This is a genomic window from Caulobacter vibrioides OR37 (genome assembly GCF_000372645.1).
Lineage (GTDB): Bacteria > Pseudomonadota > Alphaproteobacteria > Caulobacterales > Caulobacteraceae > Caulobacter > Caulobacter vibrioides_E.
This window is the reverse complement of record NZ_APMP01000001.1, coordinates 537391-557993: the sequence shown is the minus strand read 5'-3', so window position 1 is coordinate 557993 and position 20603 is coordinate 537391. Positions and strand designations below refer to the sequence as shown.

Sequence of the window (20603 nt, the reverse complement as noted above, 5' to 3'; positions counted from 1 at the left end):
TGGCCACTCCCTATAGTTTACGAGATGTCACCATAAGGGTGCGGGGGTTTAGGGGGTATCATGTTCAAGCTCTTCCGTGCGGCCGTCGTCGCCTTGGCGGCCCTCTTCGCCGTCTCCACGATCGTGCCCGACGCGACCGCGCAGGCCGCGACCACGCCTTCGGGCAAGACCCTGACGAAGGTCAAGAAGTCGCCCGTCAAGAAGAAGGCCAAGAAGGTCAAGAAGGACCCGACCAAGCGCGGCGCCAAGAAGGTCAAGAAGGACCCGACCAAGAAGGGCGCCAAGAAGGTCAAGAAGACGCCCACCAAGAAGGGCGCCAAGAAGATCAAGAAGGCCCCCTCGAAGAAGAAGAGCGTCAAGTCGACCAAGAAGCCGGTTAAGAAGGTCGTGCCGAAGCCCGGCTCGACCCCGTCCAAGACCAATACGCCCTAACCAGGGCGCTCTGGCGAACCATGTCGCGCGCTGTCTTCTGGCGGGACGAAAAAGGCGTGGCCTCAGTCGAGGCCACGATCCTTTTGGCGGTCCTCGGCATGGCGCTGCTGGCCGGCGGATATCGCCTAGGGCCGGCTATCAAGGCCTACAGCGATCGATTGTCGGCCGCCGTGCGCGAAGCGCGTTGTCTGGCGGCCGGCGATCCCAGCGCCCCGCCGCCGCCCTGTCAGGTCGGGGTCTAAGGCGGTGTTGGGGGTTCAGGTGCTCATTCTGTCGCTGGTGTTTTTCCTGATCGGAGCCGAGGCGGCCGCGCCGGGCGTGAGCCGAAGCGTAGTGGTCGCGGCCGCCGAGACGACGGTGGCGGTGCGTGATCACACCTACGGTCATCTCTGCGCCCGCTTGTCCGCGCATGGCCGGCCCTGCCCAGCTTCAGCGGCCGAATCCAAAGTATAGGCGAAGGCAATTTTGCTTCGGCGCTATAGGGTGTCCTACAGGTGTAGATTTAAAGCGAAGCGAGCTTTATCTCCGAATATCGGAGTCTTTTCTCGTATTCGTCGATCGTCCGCCATCAATATACTCATACTGAGTGCAACTATAAATTAAGTTATCCATAATTTCCTGTTATTTATTTCAACCTGCAATAAAAGCCTCCTCGGGGACATGTTCGGGGGCGAGCAATATGCGGTGCGCGGCGCCGGTCAGGCAGCGTCAATCAGACGCGCCTTTGGGTTTGGACTTGGTTGGGCTGCGACTGCAGGTCGCCTCTCGGCTTTTCAACTATTTTTCGAGAGTGCGGCGCCGGCTTGGCCTCGATAGCGACAGTCAACAGATCCTGTTCTCGTTCATGCTGACAGGGCTGGCGGAGGCAAGTCGGGTGCGCGGGTCGCAGGCCACGTTCGCGCCCGAAGACTTCTGCGCCCGCCTCAACGCCTCGACCATCGCCGACATGACCGGCATCCCGCGCGAGACTGTGCGCCGCAAACTGATCAAATTGGGAGCCGAAGGCTTCTTGATCAACGAGGGGCTCGGCGTCTACGTCATGGATCGCTACTGGAGCGATCTGGACATTGTCGAAGCGCTGGCCTGGATCCTGCGCTAGCCAAGCGGAGCCTTCTCAACCGCTTCTCAAGCCTTTGCGATGCCGCGATCACCTACAATGCCCGGAAAACGGCCTCCAACGAACGGACGCTCAGCCCCGGGGAACTGACAACTTAACTGCGCGGCGCCGATCGAAGGCGTTATAGTAAGCGTCGCGCGATAATGCCCAATCGGTTTCATCTGCGCGCGCCACTCCGGTACGCGAGAAGGAATTGCGACGCCGCAGTCTTCACGCGACTCGAAGCCGCCAGGGATCGAAGCCGTTCGTCCAGGCAGCCGGCGACTTCCAAATCCACCTTCACCTGATCTCGACGCGCAGGACGATGACATGCTCGGTCGCGTGGCGCTGCGTGCCTATAAATCTAACGATATTAGGAAACCATTTGATCCCGAAACCTAACGGCTTTAAGTGATCGACTAAGAACGTCGCGAATGGCGTCGCCAGGGAGATCGCCGTGAAGGGACTGGGTCAGGACGGCCGGTACTGGGAGGCCTTGTCGCGAGGCCGGCTGGAGCTGCCGCGTTGCGCGGCCTGTGGGCGGTGGCGTTGGCCCGCGCCGTTCCGCTGCGGCGATTGCGGGAGCTGGAGTTTCGACTGGCGACCAGTCGAGATGCGCGGCGTCATCTATTCGTGGACCCGCACCTGGCACCCGTTCGAGGGGACGGAGGCCTTTGGTTCGCCGTTCGTCACCCTGTCGGTGACGCTGCCGGAGGCCGGCGACATCCGCCTGATGGGCGTTCTGGATGGCGAGGGTGAACCGATCATCGGCGCCCCGGTCGTCGGCCATGTGGCCGAGGCCGAGGTCTACGGCCGGGTGATCCCGGGCCTGCGCTGGGCGGTGACGGCATGAGCGCGTTCCCCGTCAGCACGGCCGTCGTCGGCCTGGGCGTCCGCCAGTACAAGCGCGGCGCCGCGCCGCTGCCTGAGCAGGGCGTCCTGGTCGGCGCCATCGTCGACGCCTGCGCCGACGCCGGCCTCGATCCATCCGAGATCGACGGTTTTGTCTCATACGGCGACGACAAGAACGAGCCGATCCGCATGGCCCCGGACCTGGGGACCGAGGATCTCTGCTGGTCGGCCCAGGTGTTCGGCGGCGGCGGCGGCGGGGTCGCGGCGGCCTTCGGCCTCGCGGCGGCGGCGATCATCAGCGGCCAGGCCAAGACGGTCGTGGTGTTCCGCGCCCTGGTGCAGGGCGACAGCGGCCGGCTCTCCGGCGCGGTCATGGCCCACCACCTGAACGATCACATCATGGCCGCCGGCAATGTCGCCCCGGCCATCGAGTGCGCGATGCGGGCCCAGCGGCTTCTGGAACACCACAAGGTGCCGCGCCGATGCCTGGAGGACCTCGTGCGGGCCTCCTATCACCACGGCGCGCGCAATCCGAAAGCGGTCAGCTACGGCAAGGATCTGGACCTTGATGTCTACCGGTCGTCGCGGATGATCTGCGAGCCGTTCCATCTGTTCGACTGCAGTCGCGAGAACGACGGGGCCGGAGCCCTGATCCTGACATCCGCCGAGCGGGCGCGGGATCTCAAGCAAAAACCGGTGTATCTGAAGGGTGTGGCCCAGGGCGCGGGGCGCGGCTGGGGGGATCTGCTGCAAAACGACGCCCACTATGCCTCGGCCGGGTTCGAGTCGGTGGCGCGGCGGTTGTGGGCGCAGACGGGCCTGACGCCGGCCGACATCGACGTCGTGCAGCTCTACGAGAACTTCAGCGCCCAGGGCGTGGCCTCGCTGATCGACCACGGCTTCTGCACCTACGACAGTGTCGGCGAGGTGGTGCGCTACGAGAACTTGATCGCGCCGAGCGGCAAGCTACCGGTCAACACGGCGGGCGGCAACCTGGCCCAGGGCTTCATCCATGGGATTGGCATAGCGGTCGAGGCGGTGGAGCAGCTACGCGGGACCTCGGCCAATCCGGTCGCCGGCGCGCGACACTGCCTGCTGGCCGGCGGCCCTGGCGCCCCGACCGTCAGTTCGGCGGTCTTCTCGACCGAGGCGCGCTGATGCGGCGCTATGACGTCGTGATCGTCGGGGGCGGCCACGCGGGCGGCCAGGCGGCCATCGCCCTGCGTCAGGGCGGCTACGCGGGCTCGATCGCTTTGATTTCCGCCGAGCCCGAAGCGCCTTATGAGCGGCCGCCACTGTCCAAGGGCTATCTGGCCGGCGAGAAGACCTTCGAGCGCCTGTTGCTCCGCGCGGAGAGTTTTTGGAGCGAACGCGAGATCGCTTTATGGCTGGGGCGCGTCGTCGTCGCGGTTGATCCCGAGGCGCGCGCCGTCACCCTCGCTGACGGCGAGACCTTGGGTTACGGTCGGTTGATCTGGGCGGCCGGCGGCGAGCCTCGCCGACTGACCTGCGTTGGCCACGATCTCCGAGGCGTCCACGCCGTGCGCAATCGCGCCGACGTTGACCGGATGATCGCCGAACTGCCCGCCGTGGACCGGGCTGTGGTCATCGGCGGCGGATATATCGGCTTGGAGGCCGCCGCGGTTCTAACCAAGCTCGGCAAGCGCGTCGTGCTGCTGGAGGCGCTGGATCGCGTGCTGGCGCGGGTGGCGGGCGAGGCGCTTTCGCGCTTCTACGAGGCTGAACACCGCGCGCATGGCGTCGATCTGCGGCTAGGGGCGAAGGTCGAGCGTCTGGAAGGCGCCGAGGGCGGCGTCAACGGCGTCCGGCTGGCGGACGGCGCGTGGATACCGGGACAGATGGTTGTCGTCGGCATCGGCATCGAACCCGCGGTCGGGCCGCTGCTCGCGGCGGGGGCCGAGGGCGGAAATGGCGTGGCGGTCGACGCCTGGTGCCGAACAAGTCTGCCCGGCGTCTTCGCCATCGGGGACTGCGCCCTGCACGCCAATCGTTATGCCAACGGCGCGCAGATCCGGCTGGAGTCGGTGCAGAACGCCAACGACCAAGCCGCCGTCGCGGCGACCGTCATCCGGGCCGGGGAGGGCGCGCCATATGACGCCGTCCCGTGGTTCTGGTCCGACCAGTACGACCTCAAGCTCCAGACCGTCGGCCTGTCGATCGGCCATGACCGGGCCGTGCTGCGCGGCGACCCCGCCAGCCGGTCGTTCTCGGTTATCTATCTGCGCGAGGGACGGGTCGTGGCGCTGGACTGCGTCAATGCCGTCAAGGACTACGTCCAGGGGCGCAAGCTCGTTGTCGACGGCGCCCGCATCGCGCCCGAAGAGCTGGCCGACGCCGCCGTTCCGCTCAAGGAGATGAGCGCCTTATCGGCCTAAAACTATTGTCATTAGATTTTTCCGTGCTACGGTTCTGGCAACGAAAGAGGGAGGCGATCATGGACGTCGTCGCGGAACGGAAACCCGAACATCGCAAGGTCACGACCCTCGCCGCGCTCAACGCCAACCAGCAGGCCGCCATCCGGAAGATCCCCGCCGAGGTCGATGCGGTAGTCGAGCCGCTGGAGGCCACGCGGCCCAACGCGATCTTCACGGGCCAGGCGCGCTTCGACGCCGAGCAGGCCCGAATCTTTCGCCGCTTCCCGGTCCCGGTGACCCTGTCGGCGCTTCTGCCAGAACCGGGCATGGTCACGGCTCATGAAGGCTATGGCGTGCCGCTGATGATCGCCCGCGCCAAGTCGGGCGAGATCAAGGCCTTCGTCAACGCTTGCCAGCACAAGGGCTCTAAGCTGCTGGAGGACTGCGAGGTCCACAAGCGAGGGCGGGTGACCTGCCCGTACCATGCCTGGACCTACGGCATAGACGGCAAGCTGATCGGGGTGGCTCGCAACGAGGCCTTCCTGAACCTGGACAAGGACAAGCGCGGCCTGGTCGAGCTGCCGGCCCGCGAATGGGGCGGGGTCATCTATGTCCAGCTAGACGGAAATCCGAACCCGGACTGGTCGCAGTTGAGCGACCAGATCGCCGCCGACTTCGCCTCCCTGGGCATTCCCGACGCCCATGTCTATGGCCGCAAGACCTTCGAGCTGAAGGCCAACTGGAAGGTGATCCTGGAGCCTTTCCTGGAGGGCTATCATGTGCAGCGCCTGCATGCGGCCTCGATCGGCGACCTGTTCCAGGACGCGCCCAACATCGTCGACATGTTCGGAGTCAATATTCGCCAAGTCTCGGGCCGTATCGGCTATGTTCCGGCGATGCTGGACGAGGATCCGGCCCAGAACATCCATAAGCTCGTGACCCACGCCTATACGGCGTTCCCGAACTGCGTGGTCGTGACCAGTCAGTATTATACCAGCGTGATGATCCTGATGCCGCGCGCGGCCGGGCGCACGACGGTCGAGTACTTCATGCTGACACCCGGCGCGCCGACCACGGACAAGGCCCGCGAGGTGTTTGCGCGGTCCTACGAGCTAATCCTGAACGTCTTTGGAGGCGAGGACTTCCGCGCCGCGGAGATCAGCCAGGTTGGACTGGAGGCCGGCGTGCCGAGGGAGACCGTCTACTGCGGGCTCGAGAGCAACATCGTTCGCTACTACGAGGCGCTTGAAGCGCTGCTTTGACCGCGAGGCCGGCGAAGACCGGCCAGGGAGGAATTTCATGGCGCAGACCTTGCCGGACGCGATCGCTTGGTGGGCTCGAATGCGGCCCGACCAGCCGGCCGTCGTTCTGGATGGCGATACCCTGACCTATGCCGAGTACAAGGCGTGGTACGATCGGGTGGCGGCCATGCTGATCGCCGACGGCCTGGCGCCTGGCGACCGGGTCGCGGTCTGTTCGCTCAACAGCTTGGCCTACTGCGCGCTGATCATGGGCGTCATCAGGGCCGGTGGCGTCGTGAGCCCTGTCAACTTCCGCTACACGGCGCGCGAGATCGCCGAGCTCTGCGAGGACACCGAGCCGCGCTTCGCCTTCGCGACGCCCGAATTCGCCGAAAAGATGAACGTGACGAACGCCCGCGCGCGATCGTTCGCCGAGATCGAGGCGTTGCGCGAGGGCGAGCCGGCGGTTGTCGATCATGACCTCGATCCCGAGGCCCGCGTGGTCATCATCGCCACCTCGGGCTCGACCGCCAAGCCCAAGGGCGTGGTGTTCACCAACCGCTCAATGACGGCCTACGCCGCCAACTGGGCGCTGGAGGAGACCTCGACGGCGGCCGGTTCGCGGATCATCAGCCTGGCCCCGCTCAACACCTCGGCCGGCTTCGTGCAGCTGATGCACTACCTCACCCAGGGCTGCACCCTGTTTATGGTTCCGCGGTTCGAGCCCGCCGAGACCCTGAAGTTGATCCAGGAAAAGAAGATCACCTGCTTCGCGGCGGTGCCGGTTTTCTTCGAGGCGATCTCGGCCTTGCCTGAGTTCGACGCGGCGGATCTGTCGTCGCTTCGACTGGCCACCGTCGGGGGCGCGCGGGTCAGTCGAGCCCTGCTGGAGCGGTACAAATCCAAGGGCGTGATCCTGCGTCAGATCTACGGCCAGACCGAGGTGGGAGGCAACGCCACCATCATGCCGACGCACTTGGCGCTGGACGAGCCGGAAAAGTGCGGTTGGGGCGGCCTCTTCATCGAGCTGCGGGTGGTGCGTCCGGATGGAAGCGACTGTGCGCCGGGCGAGACGGGCGAGATCTTGATGCGCTCGCCCGGCATGATGAAGGAATACTGGCGCAATCCCGAGGCAACGGCCCAGGCGATCCGGGACGGCTGGCTCTATTCCGGTGATATCGGGGTGTTGGACAAGCGCGGACTGCTGACCTTCGTCGATCGCCTGAAGGACCTGATCATCTCCGGCGGCCTGAACATATCGGCGGCCGAGGTGGAGCGCGTGGTCTGCGAATTCCCGGGCGTGGTCGAGGCCCTGGCCATCGCCGCCCCGGACCCCAAGTTCGGCGAGACGCCGATGGTCGTCTATCATGGCCCGGTCGAGGTCGATGTCGAGGCGCTGATCGCCCACTGCAACGACAATCTCTCCAACTACAAGGTGCCCCGGTACGTCGCCTATTCGGCCGAACCGTTGCCGCGCCTGGCCACTGGAAAGCTCTCCAAGCCCGCCGTGCGCGAAGCCTATGCCGGCGCGCACCAGACCCTTGCCCGCGTCCGCTAAGGAGGCCTTCATGAACGCGCCCGCCAACTTGCCGGCCAAGTCGCCGGCCCACGTCCCCGATCATCTGGTGTTCGACTTCGACATCTACGGCGACGCTCGGATCGGCGAGGATGTCCAGGGGGACTATGCCAGGACCTTGGCCGATGCGCCGGATATCTTCTGGACCAACCGCAACGGCGGTCACTGGATCGCGAAGGGTTTCGACGCCATCACCGCCGTCGTCACCGATCCCGAGCACTTCTCGGTGCGCGAGATGCAAATTCCGCGCGTCGAGAACCCGCCGTTCTTCATTCCGCTGAGCCTGGATCCGCCGGAAAATCTTCCCTATCGGCGGGCGATGATGCCGATGTTCGGCCCGGTCGCGATCAAGACCCTCGAGCCTCGCATCCGCGAATGGGCCGCCGAGATCGTCGGACGAGTCGTCGACAAGGGCGCCTGCGACTTTCAGGTCGAGGTCTCGAAGATCTTTCCGGTGACGGTGTTCATGGAGCTGATGGGCATGGACCTGTCGCGGCTCCAGGAGTTTCGTCATCTGGCGGAGGGCTTTTTCGAGGTCCAGAACGACGCCGCCGAACTGGGGCGTCTCAGCGCGCAGATCCTGGGAATCCTCAAGGCCCTGATCGACGAGAAACGCGCCAATCCCGACGACAAGCTGATGAGCCATTTCATCACGGTCGACATCGACGGGCGGACCATGAGCGAGGACGAGATCCTTGCCATGAGCTTCGTGCTGTTCCTGGGCGGCATGGACACCGTGACCAACGTCACCGGCTTCGCCTACCAGCAGTTGGCCCAGATGCCGGACGTACAGGCCCGTCTGGCCGCCGACCCGTCGCTGATCCCGGCCTTCGCCGACGAGGCCGTTCGACTCTACGGCGTGGTCAACACCCCGCGCTTGGTGGTCAAGGACCGCGATATCGGCGAGGCTCGTCTGCGCGAGGGAGAGATGGTCTTGAACGTCCTCTGCGTGGGCAGCCGCGACCCGCGCAAGTTCGAGGCGCCCAACGCCTTCGATCTGGATCGCAAGCGCGCGGCGCACCTGACCTTCTCTTCGGGGCCGCACCTGTGCGTCGGCCATGTCCTGGGCCGAGCCGAGCTGCGTATCCTGACCGAGGAGTGGCTGAAGCGGATTCCCGCGTTTGAGGCCACGCCGGGCCAGCGGCATGCGTTCCGAATGGGCACGGTGATGGCGCTGGAGTCGCTACCGCTGCGCTGGCCGGCCTCTTAGGTCCTAGACTTTCAGGCGTCTAGGAAGCCAGCGCCGCGTCAGGCGTCTTGGCGCGGTCCAGTTGCTGGCTGTCGCTGACCGGCTGGCCGAGCGAGCCGCGCCGATAGCGCTCGGCCACGCCGGTGAAGAAGATCCGCAGGGTTTCGACGAACAGCGCTTCCTCGTCTCGGAACGGATTGACTTCGAGAGCCTTGGCCAGGCGTGGCAGCTTTTCGGCGTCGGCCTCTGGCATCGGCGCGATGCCCCTGGCCTCGGCGGCGGCGGCGAACAGGGCGGAGCCGAACGTCAGCTTCTCGGTTCCCTCGATCACCGCCATGTGGAACTCGGGCGGGTAGGGGTCGCTACCGGCGGCCTCGTCATAGGCGGCCAGCAACAGGTTGCGGGGAAAGAACTGCAGCATCAGAAGCGCCGCGTTCGGATGTCCGAGCAACGACCGGCGCGCCGAAACGCACAAGGTGATGATCCGCTCCTCGTAGGGCAGTTCGGTCTTCTCGAGGCCGGGCAGGTTCAGCAGCAGCAGGCGGGCGACTTCCTCGAGAAGCGCCGCCTTGTCGGCGAAATGGTGATACAGCGACGGCGCTTGCACGCCCATCTTGGCCGCGACCCGCGCCAAGCTGAAGCTGGATAGGCCCACCTCGTCGATAACGGCCAGAGCCGCCTCCGCGGCGCCGCCGCGAGAAATCAGGGGAGAGGAGGGACGAGCCAAAAAACCATTCCAATCATTGAAGAGTCTCATTTTTGCATTCGCGTGATCCCGGCTCAAGCGGGCCGTGTGACGAAGACGCGCTTCCTCGGAGATAGGCGCACGCAATGATTTTAATCAATCGATGAAGTAAAAATCGCCAAATCCTGTTGACCTCTAATCTATGGCTATTAGGATTAGGTTTAGGTCCCGGTAGTGGGCCATGGGAGAGGGAGCTCCGGAAATGACGGGGAAGGGCTATCGCGCGGGCCTCATGGCCGCTTGCGCCACGATCGCATTCGGCGCCGAATGGGCGTTAGCGGCTCAGGCCATGGCCAAGGAAGGGCCAGCGCCAGACGCGGTCGCCGCGTCGCAACCGGCGCCGACCGTAACGGAGGTCGGCGAGATCATCGTCACCGCGCGCCGTCGCGACGAACGCCTGATCGACGCGCCGGTGGCCATCTCGGCCTTGGGCGGCAAGGCGTTGGCGACCTATTCGGTGACCAAGGTTTCCGACCTCGCGACCATGGTGCCCAGCTTGATCGCCGGCAAGGCGGCTTCGGGCTCGTCGGCCAGCATCTTTCTGCGTGGCGTGGGGTCGACCGCGCTGAGCGCCGGCTTCGACCAGTCGGTGTCGTTCGTGATGGACGGCCTGCCGATGAGCCGCGGTCGCGAACTGAGTCTTCCGCAGTACGACGTTCAACGCGTCGAGGTGCTGAAAGGGCCGCAGGCTCTGTTCTACGGCAAGAACACGACGGGCGGTCTGATCAGCATCGTTTCCAACGACGCGACGAAAACGCCCGAGGCTGGGATCAAGGCCGGCTACGGTTTCAAGGCCAAGGACCGCTATGTCGAAGGCTATGTCTCCGGTCCGCTCACCGACACGCTGCGCGCGCGCCTGGCCGGTCGCTATTCGAAGTCGGATGGCGCTTTCACCAACAGCGCGGCCCAGACCTATCTCGACCCGCTGGGCATGCAGCGCCACCGTAACAGCGACAAGCGCGGCGGTCAGGAAGTCTATAGCGTGCGCGGCACGGTCGACTGGGACGCGTCCGAAAACCTGACCTTCCAATTCAAGGCGGGTCTGACCGGTCTCAAGGACGGCGGGCCAACCGACACCTTGGAGCGCATCTGTGGCGGCGGTCGCACGACCCCGTTCGCGGCCAACGGCGTTCCGCCCAGCCCGAACGCCGACTGCGCCATCAACGGCGTGGCCGACAGCTCGACCCTGCCGGCCCAGGTCGCCGCCGCGAACTATCGCTACGCTCGCGACGGCAAGATGTACGCCGACTTCGCTTCCCAGTTCGCGGCGCTGACCAGCAACCTGACGCTTGGGAAGTTCGGCATCACGTCGATTACCTCCTACTATCACTTCAAGCAGACCGACCTGAACAACGTGTCAGGCGAAGCCTATCCGGCCTCGTTCTCGCAGTTGGCGGACTTCGAACAGTTCGCCGAGGAGGTGCGCGTCCAGTCGAAGTTCGAGGGGCCTTTCAATGTGTTGTTCGGCGCCTTCTACGCAAAGGGCGATTTCGACTTCAACACCGACGCCTACATCTTCCCCGTGCCTCTGGATCCGAACACCGGGACGTACACGACCTTCAAGCGGAACAACGGCTTCAACAGCAAGTCGTTCTCGGTCTTTGGCGAAGGCACCCTGAACCTGGCCAGCAAGATCGAGCTGTCGGCCGGCGCGCGCTGGTCGCACGAGGCGCGGGATTCTTATCAGTATTCGCTGCCCGCCAACGCCGCCTTCGCGGCCGTGTTCCCGGGTAACATCCGTCTCGCGGACAAGTTCAAGGACGACAACCTCTCGCCGCAGGTCAGCCTGCGCTACAAGCCCGAAACCGACACCACGATCTACGCGGCCTACAAGCAGGGCTTCAAGTCGGGCGGATTCAACATTTCCCAGGCTTTGACCCCCGCCGCGAGCGTCGCCGCCGGCCGCTTCGGCAGCGAGACCGCCGAGGGCGAGGAAATCGGTCTGCGGACGATCCGTTTCCATCATGACGTGCAAGTGAACATCACGGCGTTCGACTACCTCTACAAGAACCTGCAGGTGCAAACCTTCGATCCGCAGTCCGTGTCGCTGATCGCGGCCAACGCCGGCCGCCTGCGCACGCGGGGCGTCGAGGGCGATGTCAACTGGCGCGTCTCCGCGGTCCCGGGGCTGAGCCTCCGCGCGGCGGCCGCCTACGACGATGTCAAGTACGAGGACTATGTCGGTCAATGCTACAGCGGTCAGACGATCGCCCAAGGCTGTAACCAGCAGATGGTGGGCGGCGCCTATACGGCCCAGAACTATGACGGCCGCACGCCGCCCAAGGCTCCCAAGTTCGCGGGCCGCGTTGGCGGCAGCTACGAGCGGGAGCTGAACGAACGGATGACGCTGCGCCTATCCGGCGACGTCAGCCGCACCAGCCGGTACAACTTCACCGACACGCTGCGGCCCGACGGGTGGCAGTCGGCCTTCACCAAGGTCGACGCGTCCGTCAGCGTCAGCGGCCCGGACGACCGCTGGACCCTGGCCCTGATCGGCAAGAACCTGACCAACGCGCTGGTGGTGACCTCGGCCAACGACATTCCGTTCGCCGGCGGTACGGGCACCGGCACGAACACCGGCGTCTTGGCCGACATGTCCGCCTTCGTCGAGAACCCGCGCGAGATCATTCTCGAACTGTCGCTGAAGTTCTGACGATCACGAGCGGGCGTCTCCCCACGCCCGCTCGTTCCCTTCCTCCAAAGATTGAAAGTCCCTCTTGCCCAGCTTGACCGTCATCACCCGCGACTCGACCCGGCGCCAGATCGAGGCCGAGGTCGGTCTCAGCGTCATGGAAATCATCCGCCGAGCGGGAATCGACGAACTGGTGGCCCTATGCGGCGGCTGCTGCTCGTGCGCGACCTGCCACGTTTATGTTCGCGATGAGGACCTCGACCGCCTCCCGCCCGTGGCCGGCGACGAGAACGATCTGCTCGACAGCTCCGAACACCGCCTCGATCGCTCGCGTCTGTCCTGCCAGCTTCGGTTCGAAGCCAGCATGGACGGCCTGGAAGTCGCGATCGCGCCAGAAGACTGACACCCCATCGGGAGATCCGGCCATGGCCGACTACGACTATGTGATCGCCGGGGCCGGGGCGGCCGGCTGCGTGCTGGCCTATCGACTGAGCCAGGACCCCTCGGTGCGCGTGGCGCTGATCGAGGCGGGACCGCGCGACAACCATCCTTTCATCACAATGCCCAAGGGTCTGGCGAAGGTCATGGCCGACCCCAAGCATCTGTGGGCCTACGCCAGCAAGCCCGAGGCCTCGACGGCGGGGCAGTCCGAAGTCTGGGTGCGCGGCCGGGTGCTAGGGGGCTCCACCTCGGTCAACGGCATGATGTATGTGCGCGGCCAGCCCGCCGACTTCGACGCGATCGCTGACGTTTCCAGCCAGGACTGGAGCTGGGAGCACATTCAGGAGGCCTACCGCGCGCTCGAGAGCCATGAACTCGGTGGTAACGAGACGCGCGGGGCGAACGGCCCGCTGAAGGTCTCGATGCCCACGCTGAAGGATCGCCTGTCGGCGGCGCAGATCGCGGCGGGCCAGGCGCTGGGCTGGACGTTCAAGAGCGACATCAACGCTCCCGACGACGCCGTGTCGATCGGGTATGCGCCACGCACCATTCACAAGGGCAAACGTCAGAGCGCCGCGACGGCCTTCCTGCGGCCGGCCGAGAAGCGGGCCAATCTAACGATCTTCACCGAATGCACGGTCGCGCGCGTGCTGTTTGAGGACAAGCGCGCTATCGGCGTCGAGGCGTTGCGCGACGGCGCGATCCAGATCATCCGGGCTCGGCGCGAAGTGATCGTCTGCGGCGGCGCCATGGCCAGCCCCGGCATCCTGGAGCGCTCCGGCGTCGGCGACGCCCAGCGTCTGACCCGGCTGGGCATACCGGTCGTCCACGACAATCCCGAGGTCGGCGAGGGTCTGATCGAGCATCGCGGCGTGATCATGCAGTGGAAGCTGAAGCGGCAGGTCTCGCAGAACCGCGAGTTCTCCGGCTGGCGGCTGCTGCGGGCCACGGCGCGCTACTACCTGACCGGCGATGGACCCATGTCGTCGGCGGCCTACGAGTTGGGGGGATGGTTCAAGACGCGGCCAGGGCTGAACCGTCCCGACGCCCAAATGCTGATCGCGCCCTACAGCTTCGACTTCGCCAAGCAGCGCACGGCGCTGGAGCCGTTCCCGGGCATGAACGCGGTGGTCTATCCGCTGCGTCCGACCTCGCGCGGGAGCATTCATATCGAGACCACGGATCCCGACGCCGCCGCGCGGTTCTCGCCGAACTACCGCGCCACGGAACAGGACCGACTTGCGATGGTGGGCGCTATCCGGGTGATGCGCGACTACGCCGCCCAAGCGCCGCTGGCCGACCTGATCGCCGAGGAGACCATGCCCGGGGCGGCCTACCAGACCGACGCCGAGATCCTGGCCGCCTACGACCAGTTCGGCACCTGCGGCTATCACGCGGTGGGCAGCTGCCGAATGGGGGCGGACGAGGGGTCGGTGGTCGATCCGCGCCTGCGCGTGCGCGGGGTCGCGGGTCTGCGAGTGATGGACACCTCGATCATGCCCGCCATTCCGGCCGGCAACACCAACGGTCCGACCATGGCGATGGCCTGGCGCGCCGCCGACCTGATCCTGGCCGATGCGAAGGCGGCGGTATGAGCTTCGACCACGTTCAACTGAAGAACGCCCTGCTGGGGCGGTTGTCGAAAGCGGAGCCGGCGGAAGCTTGGCGCGAATTGCTGGCGGCCGGCGTGCTTGGGCTCCGGGCGCCGGAGGCGCAGGGCGGTCTGGGCTTGGCCTTCGCCGATGCGGAGCCTGTCCTGGAGGCGTTGGGCGAGCTGTGTCTGCCGACACCATTTCTGGAGACCGCGATCATCGCCGCGGGCATCATGGCGCGGACGGCGAGGCAGGACGCCTTGCTGGCCGAGATCGCGCAACGCGGCGCGGTGGTGGCCGTCGCCGGTCTGGAGCGCGCCGATACGATATCCGCCGTTCGGAATGGCGACGTCTGGCGCTTGCGCGGCGAGGCCAAGGTCGTGGTCGACGCCCCGGCGGCGCGGACGTTGCTCGTCGCCACCGACGCGGGCGTGTTTCTCGTGGATCCGAGCGCGGCGGGTCTATCCCCGCGGCCGGTGGCGACGATCGACGGGCGCATGGCCGCGGACATCACCTTCTCCGACGTGGATGTCTCGACGCCGATGGCCGTCGACCTCGATCTCGTCCGCGACGAGGCCGTCGCCGCTCTCTGCGTCGAGGCCGCCGGCCTGATGCGCCGGCTGGTGCGGGACACGGTCGAATACGCCAAGCAGCGTCGCCAGTTCGGTCAGGCGCTGGGCCAATTCCAGGTGGTGCAGCACCGCCTCGTCGACATGAATATCCACGCGCGCCGAGCCTCGGCCATCGCTCGCCGGGCGGTCGCCGCGATCGACGGGCATCCGTCCGCGCGCGCTCGGATGGTCAGCGCCGCCAAGGTCACGATCTGCCGCGCCGGCCGCTTCGTCGGCCAGAACGCGGTCCAGCTGCATGGCGGCATGGGCATGACGGAAGAGCTGCCGATCGGCCGCTGCTTCAAGCGCCTGACGGTGATCGAGGGGCAGTTGGGCGGCGCCGATCATCACTTGCTGAGGTTCTCGGTGACTGGCGCGGCGGCTTGAGCCGCGGCGCCTCCTTTTGTCACAGACCTAGCTCCGCCTTGGCCAGGATTCCGCGCTGGATCTCGTTGGCGCCGGCGTAGATGGTGCCGGCGCGTTCGTTCAGGTAGCGTAGCGGCGCGATCGCTTGCCAGACTTCGCCGCTGGCGTGGTCATCCTGGGGCAGGGGATGGCCGATCACGGGCCCGCCCGGAACGGCGACGCCGGGCTGCCAGGCGCGGGCCAGGGGGCCGGCAGCGTCCAGCGCCAGCTCGGTGACCCGCTGCTGCAGCTCGGTGCCCAGGATCTTCATCATCGAGGCGTCCGTGCCGATGGCCTTGTCCGCGGAAAGCGCCGACAGGATCTCGGCCTCCAGGGCGTCCAGCACCTCGACCTCGACCTCGGTCTCGGCCAAGCGGGCGGCCAGCAGCGGATTGGCCGCCAGCGCCTCGGCGGCGTCGCGGCGCAGAGCGGCCAGCTTGACCTGCAGTTCGGGGGCGTAGGCGCTGCCGCCGCGTTCGTACTCCAGGAGATATTTCGCCACCGTCCAGCCCTGGCCAAGCCCGCCGACAACGTTCTCGATGGGCACGCGGACCTCATCGAAGAACACTTGGCTCTGGACCGCCTCGCCCGAGGACATGACGATCGGGCGAACGGTGACGCCGGGGCTCGTCATGTCGATCAGCAGGAAGGTGATGCCCTGCTGCTTGCGGCCGCTGGCGTCGGTGCGCACCAGGCAGAACATCCAGTTGGCGACATTGGCGTGGGTGGTCCAGATCTTGGTTCCCGTGCACACCAGATGATCCCCGTCGCGCTTGGCCTTCATGGCCAGGGCCGCCAGGTCCGAGCCGGCCTGGGGTTCGGAATAGCCCTGGCACCACAGGTGCTCGCCGCTGAGCATCCGGGGTAGGAAGAACGCCTTCTGGGCCGGATCGCCGAACGCCATGATCGCCGGGCCGACCATGTTGATGCCCAGGGGCGAGGTCGGGGCTCCGGCCAGCAGCCGCTCGCGGGCGAAGATGTAGCGTTGGACCGCCGACCAGCCGCAGCCGCCATACTCGACCGGCCACGACGGCGCGGCCCAGCCCCGCTTGTAGAGCAAGGCTTGCCACTCCAGCTGGGCCTCGTGGTCGCAATAGACGCTGGTCATCAGCGTTCCCGCGCGCCGCAGCTTGGGCGTCAGCGCTTGGTCGAGGAACGCTCGAACTTCATCGCGGAAGGCGGCGTCCTCGGGAGAGAGGCCGGCGCTCATTTGCCGGCCTTGGGGATGTAGATCGCCTTCGGACGCGTGAATTCCAAGAGGCCCGGCAAGCCGTTTTCCTGGCCGAAGCCCGACTGCTTGGCACCCGCCAGCGGCGTGAACGGCGTCGATTGGAGGTTCTGGTTGATCCAGACCGTGCCGGTGTCCAAACGATGGGCGATGGCGACAGCCTGCTCGACATCGGCCGACCACACCGCCCCAGCCAACCCGTATTCGGTGTCGTTGGCGCGGCGCACCACATCATCGATGTCGCTGAATTTCAAAAGCGGCAGCACCGGGCCGAAAGCTTCCTCGGTGACCACGCGCGCATCGTCCGGGGGATTGTCGACCAGGGTCAGGGGCACGAAATAGCCGCGTTCGGGGACCGCGCCGCCCTCCAACAAGGTCAGGCCCTCGCGACGGGCTTCCTCGATCAGGCCCACGACCCGACGGTATTGCGGCTCGTTCTGCACCGGACCGTAGCGCACGCCCTGCTGGGTCCCGTCACCGACCGGGAGATCCTTGGCCAGTTGGTGCAGGCGGTCGCGCAGACGGTCGTAGATGTCTTCGTGGATGAACAGTCGCTTGGTCGCCACGCAGACCTGGGCGGTGTTGTGGAAGGCGCCTTCGAATAGCTGCGCGGCCACGGCGTCGACGTCGACGTCGGGCAGCACGATCGCGGCGTCGTTGCCGCCCAGCTCAAGGGTGATGCGCTTGAGGTCGCGAGCCGCGCTTTCCATCACCCGGCGCCCCGTCGCGGTCGAACCGGTGAACGAAATCTTGGCGAAGCCCTTGTGGGCGGTCATCAAGGGTCCGAGTTCGTCGCCGCCGCAGATGACATTCAGAACGCCAGGCGGAAAGACGTCGGCCAGCAGCTCGCCGATCCGCAGGGTCGTCAGGGGCGTGAACGGCGACGGCTTCACCACGATGGTGTTGCCGGCCAGCAGGGCGGGACCGATCTTCCAGATCGCCAGAAGAACGGGGAAGTTCCACGGCACGATGGCGCAGACCACGCCCAGCGGCACATGATGCACCTCGATGCGTCGCGTGGCGGTGTCCTCGGTGACCTCGACGGGGATGTCCAGCATGGTCCCGGCCTTCAGCCACATGGCCGCGCCCTTGATCTCGGCGGCGGCGCCGGGGAGGGGGCGGCCCTGCTCGCGCGTGAAGAGCGCGGCCAGCTCGTCGGCGTGGTCGTCGATGATCCGCGCGGCCTTCACGAGAAGCGCCTTGCGTTCCGCAACGGGAGTACGACTCCACTGCTCGAACGCATGGCTCGCCGCCGCGACGGCTCGATCCAGATCGTCCGCGCCGGCGGCGGGCGCCTGGGCGAACACCTCTCCGGTGGCGGGATTGCGCACATCGATCATCGCGGCGGTCCGCACCGCCTGGCCGTCAATCGTCAGCGCGTAGGTCTGGTTGGATGGGGTCGACATGAACGTGATCTCCTCGCCGTGGTCGCCTTCGGAGTCCATCGCCCCGCGGCCGCTTGTTGGTTCAATCTAATGACGTTAGATAAGTCCGAAATCAAGATGGCCATAGAGCCTCGGGAGGAGAGAGCGATGACCGATCAGCAAACCCTGAGCGGCGGCTGCAACTGCGGCGCCGTGCGTTACGCCTTGGCCGGTGCGCCGCTGGCGGTGATCGCTTGCCACTGCACGAGCTGTCGCCGGCAGTCGGGCGCGGCCTTTTCGGTCAATCTGATCGTCCGCGCCGATGCGATGAGCGTCGAGGGCGAACTCGCCAGCTACATGGACCCCGACACCGAAAGCGGAGCGCCGATCCAGCGGCAATTCTGCGCCGCGTGCGGCTCGCCGATCCGCTCCGTCCCGACCGCCGCGCCGAAGATGATCGCGCTCAAGGCTGGCTCGTTGGACGCGCCCGAGGCTTTCGCCCCGGCGATGCACATCTGGACCCGTTCGGCGTTGCCCTGGGTGACTATTCCGGAGGGCTTGCCGCGTTTCGAAAAGGGGCCGGCGGCGTGAGCGGCGTCGATCGTCCGCTCTCGGGAATCCGGATCATCGATCTGGTGCGCGGCCCCCTCGCGGCGACCACCCGTTATCTGGCCGAGCTGGGCGCGAGCGTGACGCGGCTCGACGATGGCGAAACGGAGCCGTCCCTGGACGATCTGACCGCCAATATCGGAAAAGCGCGCGCGGCGAGCTTGACGGACGGCTTGCTGGAAAGCGCCGACGCCATTGTTTTTGACGCCGCCGGGGCGGTGGACGTGGAGGCCCTGCGCCGTCGCCGTCCGGCGCTGGTGACCATGGCGGTCAGCGACTTTGGGACCGATACGCGCTTTTCGAGCTGGAAGGGCAGCGACCTCGTTCTGCACGCGCTGAGCGCCGAGTTGTCGCGCTCGGGGATCGCCGGTCGTCCGCCGCTGCCGCCGCCGGGCCAGCTGGCCTATCAGTGCGCCGCCTCGCAGGCGGCCTACGCCCTGACCGTGTCGCTCTACCACGCGCTGCGGACCGGGAAGGGCGACCACCTGGACTTCTCGGCCCTGGACGGCGCGGTGCAGGCGCTGGATCCAGGCTACGGCATTAACGGCAGCGCCACCTTGGGCAAGCCGGCCCACCTTTTGCCGCGCGACCGTCCACCGAAAGGCTTCCAGTATCCGATCCTGCCGTGCGCCGACGGCCACGTGCGCATCTGCCTGCTGGCCAAGCGCCAGTGGCAGGGCATGTTCCGCTGGATGGGCTCGCCGGCCGCCTTCGCCTCGCCGGAGTTCGAAAAGGTCGGCGTCCGCTACAAGTCGCCAGACCTGATCCCGGCCATCGCCGCCTTCTTCGCTGATCGCGGTCGCGCCGACCTGGAGCGCGAGGGGCAGGCGCACGGCGTGCCGATCTCGGCCGTCCTGACCCTGCCGGAGTTCATGGCTTCGGACCATGTCGCCGCGCGCGAGGCTCTGATCGAGATCGACGGGGCCAAGCTGCCAAACGGCGTCGTGACCATTGACGGCGCAAGGATGGGGCCAAGCCTCGTCGCGCCGCGCGCTCAGACTTGGCCGGCCCCCGTCGCCGCGGGGCGGCGGGCGTTCGAGGGGCTCAAGGTCCTGGATCTGGGCGTCATTGTCGTTGGCGCCGAGCAGGGACGTCTGCTGGCCGACCAGGGCGCCGAGGTGGTCAAGGTCGAGAGCCGCGCCTTTCCGGACGGCAGCCGCCAGTCCTATCTGTCCTACGGCCTCTCGGTCAGCTTCGCCGCCGGACATCGCAACAAGCGCGGCCTGGGCCTGAACCTGCGCGATCCCCGGGGACGGGCGCTATTTCTGGAGATGGCGGCCAAGGCCGACGTCATCCTTTCGAACTTCAAACCGGGGGTGATGGAAAGCCTGGGGATCGACCATGCGACGATCTCGAAGATCAATCCGCGCATCATCATGTCCGACAGTTCGGCCTTCGGGGCCACCGGGCCTTGGGCCGAACGTATGGGTTACGGCCCGCTCGTTCGCGCCGCCACTGGCCTAACGACCGCCTGGCGCTATGACGACGATCCGGAAAGCTTCAGCGACTCCATCACGATCTATCCCGACCACGTGGCGGGCCGGATCGGGGCCATGGCGGTGACGGCCCTGCTGATCCGGCGACTGCGCACGGGACGGGGGGGCAGCGCCAGCGTCGCTCAGTCGGAGGTCATGCTGAACCACTTCGCCGTCGATGTGGCGCGAGCCTCCCTGGGGCGGACGGAGGCGGCTGCCGGGTGGCGAGACGCGGTCTTTCCGGCCGCCGGCGACGATGAGTGGTGTGTCGTGAGCGCGCCGAGCGAGCCTGCCCGTCGCGCCCTGCGCGCGGTGGTCGGCGGAGACGATCAGGCGTCGGTCGGCGCCTGGATCGCGGCGCGGACGGCGGATGAGGCCATGCATGAGTTGCAGGCCGCGGGCGTCGCGGCCGCGCGAATGCTGCGCGTGTCCGAACTTCCAGACTTCGCCTATTTTCGAGAGCGTGACTTCTACCGCGTCGAGCGGCATCCCTATCTCGCGGAGCCCGTCGTCGCGGAGCGCAACCACGCTCGCGGAGCGGCCTTGGATGACGCCCTATCGGCTCCCGCGCCGCTGGCTGGCGAGCACACCAAGGCGTTGGTCGGCGCGTGGCTGGGTTTGTCGGAGGTCGAGGTCGAAGCGCTCGTCGACGCGGGTGTCCTGGAGCCGCTGGAGCCACAGATCCTGGCCTCGGCGACGGCCGCTATCCAGGGCGAGGGCGATCCGAAGGTGGCTTGATG

General features: G+C 66.5%; 18 protein-coding genes. 15 read left to right on the top strand and 3 right to left on the bottom strand.

Annotated elements, in window-relative coordinates; all coding sequences use genetic code 11:
• Positions 1 to 60: 60 nt before the first annotated feature.
• The 9 genes from OR37_RS20570 to OR37_RS02480 all read left to right on the top strand — a co-directional run bounded on the left by OR37_RS20570 (position 61) and on the right by OR37_RS02480 (position 8782).
• Positions 61 to 432: a hypothetical protein gene (locus OR37_RS20570; protein WP_004615596.1), complete on the top strand. Its 372-nt coding sequence runs from the start codon at positions 61 to 63 to the stop codon at positions 430 to 432.
• Positions 433 to 488: 56 nt separating this feature from the next.
• Positions 489 to 674, top strand: coding sequence for a hypothetical protein (locus OR37_RS02515; RefSeq protein ID WP_131368800.1), 186 nt, complete (start codon positions 489 to 491; stop codon positions 672 to 674).
• Between the two features lie 494 nt (positions 675 to 1168).
• Positions 1169 to 1531: a hypothetical protein gene (locus OR37_RS21600; RefSeq protein WP_131368799.1), complete on the top strand. Its 363-nt coding sequence runs from the start codon at positions 1169 to 1171 to the stop codon at positions 1529 to 1531.
• Between the two features lie 454 nt (positions 1532 to 1985).
• The gene (locus OR37_RS20910; protein ID WP_081612851.1) at positions 1986 to 2381 is read left to right on the top strand and encodes a Zn-ribbon domain-containing OB-fold protein; all 396 of its coding nucleotides are present in this window, start codon (positions 1986 to 1988) and stop codon (positions 2379 to 2381) included.
• Entirely contained in the window at positions 2378 to 3538 is a 1161-nt protein-coding gene (locus OR37_RS02500; protein ID WP_004615591.1) for a thiolase C-terminal domain-containing protein, read from the top strand. The genes OR37_RS20910 and OR37_RS02500 overlap by 4 nt, the downstream gene beginning before the upstream one ends.
• Positions 3538 to 4776, top strand: coding sequence for an NAD(P)/FAD-dependent oxidoreductase (locus OR37_RS02495; RefSeq protein WP_004615590.1), 1239 nt, complete (start codon positions 3538 to 3540; stop codon positions 4774 to 4776). The genes OR37_RS02500 and OR37_RS02495 overlap by 1 nt, the downstream gene beginning before the upstream one ends.
• A gap of 59 nt (positions 4777 to 4835) precedes the next feature.
• Complete coding sequence (locus OR37_RS02490; RefSeq protein WP_004615589.1) at positions 4836 to 6017, top strand: aromatic ring-hydroxylating oxygenase subunit alpha; 1182 nt, start codon at positions 4836 to 4838, stop codon at positions 6015 to 6017.
• 37 nt (positions 6018 to 6054) lie between these two features.
• A complete protein-coding gene (locus OR37_RS02485; protein ID WP_004615588.1) occupies positions 6055 to 7554 on the top strand; it encodes a class I adenylate-forming enzyme family protein in 1500 nt (499 codons plus the stop codon).
• Positions 7555 to 7564: 10 nt separating this feature from the next.
• A complete protein-coding gene (locus tag OR37_RS02480; protein ID WP_004615587.1) occupies positions 7565 to 8782 on the top strand; it encodes a cytochrome P450 in 1218 nt (405 codons plus the stop codon).
• 19 nt (positions 8783 to 8801) lie between these two features.
• On the opposite strand, the gene OR37_RS02475 is transcribed toward OR37_RS02480, so the two are convergent.
• Complete coding sequence (locus tag OR37_RS02475; RefSeq protein ID WP_054508488.1) at positions 8802 to 9488, bottom strand: TetR/AcrR family transcriptional regulator; 687 nt, start codon at positions 9486 to 9488, stop codon at positions 8802 to 8804.
• A gap of 220 nt (positions 9489 to 9708) precedes the next feature.
• Between OR37_RS02475 and OR37_RS02470 the strand changes: the two genes are divergently transcribed.
• The 4 genes from OR37_RS02470 (at position 9709) to OR37_RS02455 (ending at position 15169) form a co-directional block, all read left to right on the top strand.
• A complete protein-coding gene (locus tag OR37_RS02470) occupies positions 9709 to 12159 on the top strand; it encodes a TonB-dependent receptor (protein WP_004615585.1) in 2451 nt (816 codons plus the stop codon).
• Positions 12160 to 12223: 64 nt separating this feature from the next.
• Complete coding sequence (locus OR37_RS02465) at positions 12224 to 12541, top strand: 2Fe-2S iron-sulfur cluster-binding protein (protein WP_035016814.1); 318 nt, start codon at positions 12224 to 12226, stop codon at positions 12539 to 12541.
• A gap of 22 nt (positions 12542 to 12563) precedes the next feature.
• The gene (locus OR37_RS02460) at positions 12564 to 14174 is read left to right on the top strand and encodes a GMC family oxidoreductase (protein WP_004615583.1); all 1611 of its coding nucleotides are present in this window, start codon (positions 12564 to 12566) and stop codon (positions 14172 to 14174) included.
• Positions 14171 to 15169, top strand: a complete 999-nt coding sequence (locus OR37_RS02455; protein ID WP_004615582.1) for an acyl-CoA dehydrogenase family protein — start codon at positions 14171 to 14173, stop codon at positions 15167 to 15169. Before OR37_RS02460 ends, OR37_RS02455 begins: the two co-directional genes overlap by 4 nt.
• Before the next feature lie 19 nt (positions 15170 to 15188).
• On the opposite strand, the gene OR37_RS02450 is transcribed toward OR37_RS02455, so the two are convergent.
• Positions 15189 to 16397, bottom strand: coding sequence for an acyl-CoA dehydrogenase family protein (locus OR37_RS02450; RefSeq protein ID WP_004615580.1), 1209 nt, complete (start codon positions 16395 to 16397; stop codon positions 15189 to 15191).
• Positions 16394 to 17821 (bottom strand): aldehyde dehydrogenase family protein, encoded by a 1428-nt coding sequence (locus OR37_RS02445; RefSeq protein ID WP_035016867.1) that lies wholly within the window; start codon positions 17819 to 17821, stop codon positions 16394 to 16396. The genes OR37_RS02450 and OR37_RS02445 overlap by 4 nt, the downstream gene beginning before the upstream one ends.
• Positions 17822 to 17947: 126 nt before the next feature.
• On the opposite strand from OR37_RS02445, the gene OR37_RS02440 reads away from it, so the two are divergent.
• Both OR37_RS02440 and OR37_RS02435 read left to right on the top strand, forming a co-directional pair.
• Positions 17948 to 18370, top strand: coding sequence for a GFA family protein (locus OR37_RS02440; RefSeq protein WP_004615578.1), 423 nt, complete (start codon positions 17948 to 17950; stop codon positions 18368 to 18370).
• Entirely contained in the window at positions 18367 to 20601 is a 2235-nt protein-coding gene (locus OR37_RS02435) for a CaiB/BaiF CoA-transferase family protein (protein ID WP_004615577.1), read from the top strand. The genes OR37_RS02440 and OR37_RS02435 overlap by 4 nt, the downstream gene beginning before the upstream one ends.
• Positions 20602 to 20603 lie beyond the last annotated feature (2 nt).

What these genes read in the sequence shown, in the direction of transcription:
- OR37_RS20570 (WP_004615596.1), top strand. Translation starts at nt 61, where the DNA reads ATGTTCAAGCTCTTCCGTGCGGCCGTCGTCGCCTTGGCGGCCCTCTTC.
- OR37_RS02500 (WP_004615591.1), top strand. Translation starts at nt 2,378, where the DNA reads ATGAGCGCGTTCCCCGTCAGCACGGCCGTCGTCGGCCTGGGCGTCCGC.
- OR37_RS02480 (WP_004615587.1), top strand. Translation starts at nt 7,565, where the DNA reads ATGAACGCGCCCGCCAACTTGCCGGCCAAGTCGCCGGCCCACGTCCCC.
- OR37_RS02440 (WP_004615578.1), top strand. Translation starts at nt 17,948, where the DNA reads ATGACCGATCAGCAAACCCTGAGCGGCGGCTGCAACTGCGGCGCCGTG.
- OR37_RS02495 (WP_004615590.1), top strand. Translation starts at nt 3,538, where the DNA reads ATGCGGCGCTATGACGTCGTGATCGTCGGGGGCGGCCACGCGGGCGGC.
- OR37_RS02485 (WP_004615588.1), top strand. Translation starts at nt 6,055, where the DNA reads ATGGCGCAGACCTTGCCGGACGCGATCGCTTGGTGGGCTCGAATGCGG.
- OR37_RS02450 (WP_004615580.1), bottom strand. Translation starts at nt 16,397, where the DNA reads ATGAGCGCCGGCCTCTCTCCCGAGGACGCCGCCTTCCGCGATGAAGTT.
- OR37_RS02470 (WP_004615585.1), top strand. Translation starts at nt 9,709, where the DNA reads ATGACGGGGAAGGGCTATCGCGCGGGCCTCATGGCCGCTTGCGCCACG.
- OR37_RS02455 (WP_004615582.1), top strand. Translation starts at nt 14,171, where the DNA reads ATGAGCTTCGACCACGTTCAACTGAAGAACGCCCTGCTGGGGCGGTTG.
- OR37_RS02490 (WP_004615589.1), top strand. Translation starts at nt 4,836, where the DNA reads ATGGACGTCGTCGCGGAACGGAAACCCGAACATCGCAAGGTCACGACC.
- OR37_RS02460 (WP_004615583.1), top strand. Translation starts at nt 12,564, where the DNA reads ATGGCCGACTACGACTATGTGATCGCCGGGGCCGGGGCGGCCGGCTGC.
- OR37_RS02445 (WP_035016867.1), bottom strand. Translation starts at nt 17,821, where the DNA reads ATGTCGACCCCATCCAACCAGACCTACGCGCTGACGATTGACGGCCAG.